The organism is Amnimonas aquatica, assembly GCF_002943415.1.
GTDB classification, from domain to species: Bacteria; Pseudomonadota; Gammaproteobacteria; order Pseudomonadales; family Moraxellaceae; genus Perlucidibaca; species Perlucidibaca aquatica_A.
Map to the genome: position 1 here is coordinate 1 of NZ_PTQZ01000154.1, position 4,388 is coordinate 4,388.

Annotated in this window: 3 protein-coding genes; 1 reads left to right on the plus strand and 2 read right to left on the minus strand. The window is 69.5% G+C overall.

The genetic code is table 11. The features are described 5' to 3' along the window. Positions 1–1,314: DNA polymerase III subunit gamma/tau (gene dnaX / locus C5O18_RS06835; protein ID WP_146089253.1), on the minus strand; the 1,314-nt coding region annotated here is incomplete at its 3' end. A gap of 189 nt (positions 1,315–1,503) precedes the next feature. Here dnaX and C5O18_RS06840 point away from each other — a divergent pair. After that, positions 1,504–2,727 (plus strand): alpha/beta hydrolase family protein, encoded by a 1,224-nt coding sequence (locus C5O18_RS06840; RefSeq protein ID WP_105192645.1) that lies wholly within the window; start codon positions 1,504–1,506, stop codon positions 2,725–2,727. Positions 2,728–2,865: 138 nt separating this feature from the next. Here the strand turns inward: C5O18_RS06840 and C5O18_RS06845 are convergent. Continuing rightward, positions 2,866–4,388, minus strand: a 1,523-nt coding sequence (locus C5O18_RS06845; RefSeq protein ID WP_105192647.1) for an acyl-CoA synthetase, incomplete at its 5' end; no start/stop codon positions are given.

Sequence of the window (4,388 nt, forward strand, 5' to 3'; positions counted from 1 at the left end):
CTGCGCCATCGGACGTGGCTCGGTCACAGGCGCGGTCACATCCCGGGCGGGCACGGCAGACGCCGGAACCGGAGACACGCGCTCCGCTGCGGGGGCAGCGACCGGCACGGGCGCGGCGGCTGCCGGCGCCGGGGCAGCGGACACCCCGCCCTCTCCGCCGGTCACCGCCGCACCACCGGCGCCACGCGCGCCCGCCGCCGGAGAGCCGCCACCGCTGCGGGCACCCGGCACCTGCGGGCGGAAGGCCAACATGCGCAGCACGGTCATTTCAAAACCGGCACGGGGATCGACAGCCAGCGGCAGGTCGCGGCGCCCGTGCAGGGCCATCTGGTAGTAGAGCTGCAGGTCTTCGGCGGTGATCGCCGACGCCAGCGCCAGCAGGCGGTCGCGGTCGCCTTCGGCGTTGTCGATGGCCTCGGGCACGGCCTGCGCCACCGCCAAGCGATGCAGCACGGTGATCATTTCCGCCAGCGCGCCGGCGAAGTCGATGCTCTGCTCGGCCATGCCGGCGACCACGCGCAACAGCACCCCGGCATCGCCGGCGTGGATGGCGTCGAGCACGCGGAACACCAGGTCGCGGTCGATGCTGCCGAGCAGCGCGCGCACTTCATCCTCGCGCAGGCTGCCGTGGCCGAAGGCGATGGCCTGGTCGGTCAGCGACAGGGCGTCACGCATGGAACCCTGGGCACCGCGGGCAAGCAGCCAGAGCGCGCCCTCCTCGGCCGCGATGCCCTCCTGCTGCAGCACCTGCTGCAGATGGCCGACGACGCGTTCGGGCGTCATCGGCTTGAGCGCGAACTGCAGGCAGCGCGACAGGATGGTGATCGGCAGCTTCTGCGGGTCGGTGGTGGCGAGCAGGAACTTCACGTGCGGCGGCGGTTCCTCCAGCGTCTTCAGCAGGGCATTGAAGGAGTGCCCGGAGAGCATGTGGACTTCGTCGATCAGGTAGACCTTGTAGCGGCCGCGCGTCGGCGCGTACTGCACGTTCTCGAGCAGCTCGCGGGTGTCCTCGACCTTGGTGCGCGAGGCGGCGTCGACCTCGATCAGGTCGACGAAACGACCCTCGTCGATCTCGCGGCAGGTCGAGCAGACGCCGCAGGGATTGGCGCTGACACCGGTCTCGCAGTTCAGGCAGCGCGACAGGATGCGCGCGATGGTGGTCTTGCCGACGCCACGGGTGCCGGTGAACAGGTAGGCGTGGTGCAGGCGGTCCTGCTCCAGGGCGTGGGTCAGGGCGCGCGCGACCACATCCTGCCCGACCAGCTCCTGGAAGCGCTTCGGGCGGTATTTCCGCGCCAGTACCTGATAACCCATGCCGTTTCCATCCCGGTCTGTTGGTGACCCCGTATCGTACCGGATGGGTGGGGTCGCGCCCAAGGGCATCATGGTGATCAGGTGTCGATGGCGGGTGGGCGGCCATCGACACCAAAGACCTACATGACGACACTTGTCATGTGACCGGGCGGTCGCTAACTTGGCCGCACAGAACAAGAAGGACAGTCCATGGTCTCCCCCGCCCAGCGTGTCTCCCGCGTCGCCAACCAGACCTACCGCCATGCCGGCCCGGTGATCACCGGGCAGCCCTGGTGGCGGCACCTGCCCGAAGACTTCCCGGCACGCAGCGACCATTTCGACCTCGATGCCAAAGCCCATGTCATGGTGCAGGCCACCGCGCGCGTCGACCTCGCGCTGCGCACCGGGCTGGCGACCCTGGCCGGCCTCTGCGCCATTCCCACCACCCTGCGCCCTTCGCTGGTGACACTCGACCGCGAGCAGCGTGGCCTCTACCAGCGCCTGGCGGAGGCCGGCGATGCCGCCGCCTTCTACCGGCGCCCCGCGCGCGGCGTGGTCATGCGCCGGCACCAGCCCGGCCTGCTGGACTACCGCCCGCCGGTCGGCGAGGTCGACGTGCTGTCGTTCGACAGCGCCTTCGAACCGGTGAACCCGGCGCTGCGCGAGCACTACCTGGGTTTCCGCCGCAACCGCACGGCCTGGGCCGAGCACTGGCGCCACGGCGATCGGCCGCGGCCGACGCTGATCGCCATCCACGGCTTCACCGCCGACCCGTACTGGCTCAACAGCCGCTTCCTCGCCCTGCCCTGGTTCTACAAGCTGGGCTACGACATCCTGCTGGTGACACTGCCGTTCCACGGCCGCCGCCAGGAGAAGACCTCGCCCTACAGCGGCCACGGCTGGTTCTCGCACGGCTTCTGCCACATGAACGAGACCATGGCGCACGCCATCCACGACATCCGCGTGTTCATGGACCACCTGGAGGACAGCGGGGTGCCGCAGATGGGCGTGACCGGCATCAGCCTCGGCGGCTACACCTCGGCGCTGCTGGCCTCGGTCGACGACCGCCTGGCCTGCGCCATTCCCAACGTGCCGGTGGTGAGCATCATGGACATCATGCTGGAGTGGTTCCCGGCCGGCTGGATCGTGCGCGCCGGCCTGAAGCTGGGCGATATCAGCATCGAAGAGGCGCGTGCCTCGGTGGCGGTGCAATCGGCGCTCAGCTACAAGCCGCTGCTGCCGCACAACCGGCTCATGCTGATCGCCGGCGCCGGCGACCGCTTCGCGCCGCCCAAGCACACCCGCCTGCTCTGGGAGCACTGGAAGCGCTGCCGCCTGCACTGGTTCCCCGGCAACCACCTCATCCACCTCGACCAGGGCCGCTACCTGCGCGCCATGCGCAGCTTCATGCGCCACATCGGCTTCGTGCCCTGAGCCGCCGGCCGGGGACCACGAACCGGCTCGACGCGGACCGCGACCGGTCTTCGCCACGCCGGCCACGCCCGCCATGAAAAAGCCCGCCGGATGGCGGGCCCTGCGAAGCGGAACCGACACGAGCCGTGCCGGCTGCGCTCAGGCGATCGCGGTCGCCGACTGCAGCTGCTGGCGCAGCACGAACTTCTGCAGCTTGCCGGTCGAGGTCTTGGGAATGCTCCCGAACACCACCGCCTTCGGCGCCTTGAAGCCGGCCAGGTGCTCGCGGCAGAACGCGATCACCTCGCTCTCGCTGGGTGTCATGCCCTCGCGCAGCTCGACGAAGGCGCAGGGCACCTCGCCCCACTTCACATCCGGCTTGGCCACCACGGCCGCGGTCAGGATGGCCGGGTGCCGGTACAGCACCTCCTCGACCTCCAGACTGGAGATGTTCTCGCCGCCGGAAATGATGATGTCCTTGCTGCGGTCCTTTATCTTCACGTAGCCGTCCGGCTCCAGCACGCCGAGGTCGCCGGTGCGGAACCAGCCGCCGGCGAAGGCCTCGTCGGTGGCCTTGGCGTTCTTCAGGTAGCCCTTCATGACGATGTTGCCGCGGAACACCACCTCGCCGATGGTCTCGCCGTCGGCGGGCACCGGCAGCAGCGTTTCCGGATCGACCACCGTGGTGGCTTCCTGCAGATGGTAGGGCACGCCCTGGCGGCCGTTGAGACGGGCGCGTTCGCCGATCGGCAGCTGGTCCCAGCCATCCTGCGGTGCGCACACGGCGGACGGCCCGTAGACCTCGGTCAGGCCGTAGACATGGCGGATGGCGATGCCGGCGTTCTCGCAGCCCTCGATGATGGCGGCGGGCGGCGCGGCGCCGGCGACCTGGCCCTGGATGGTGTGGGAAATGCCTGCGCGCAGCGCCGCCGGCGCATTGATCAGCATGCCGTAGACGATGGGCGCGCCGCACATGTGGGTCACGCCGTGCTCGCGGATGAGCTGGAAGATCAGCGCCGGATCGACCTTGCGCAGGCAGACGTTGACGCCGGCGTTGAGCGCCATGGCCCACGGGAAGGTCCAGCCATTGCAGTGGAACATCGGCAGCGTCCACAGGTAGATGGCGTGCTGCGGCATGCCCCACGACAGCAGGTTGCTGGTCGCGTTCAGATAGGCGCCGCGATGGTGGATGACCACGCCCTTGGGGTTGCCGGTGGTGCCGGAGGTGTAGTTGAGCGCGATCGCATCCCATTCGTCGCCCGGCAGCTGCCAGGCGAAGTCCGGGTCGCCGGCGGCGATGAAGCTTTCGTAGTCGGTGCTGCCGATGCGCTCGCCCGGACCGTCGTAGACCGGGTCGTCGACATCGATCACCAGGATGCGCTGCTCGCCGACCTGCTTCAGCGCCTGCGCCATGACCGCCGAGAACTCGCGATCGGTGATCAGCACCCTGGCTTCGCCGTGCTGCAGCATGAAGGCCAGCGCCTCCGGCTCCAGGCGGGTGTTGAGGGCGTTGAGCACGGCGCCGGTCATCGGCACGCCGAAGTGCGCTTCCAGCATTTCCGGGATGTTGGGCAGCATGGCCGCGACGGTGTCGCCGGTGCCTATGCCGTGGCGGCTGAGGGCGGATGCCAGGCGACGGCAGCGGGCATAGGTCTCGGCCCAGCTGCGGCGGATGTCGCCGT

What these genes read in the sequence shown, in the direction of transcription:
- C5O18_RS06840 (WP_105192645.1), top strand. Translation starts at nt 1,504, where the DNA reads ATGGTCTCCCCCGCCCAGCGTGTCTCCCGCGTCGCCAACCAGACCTAC.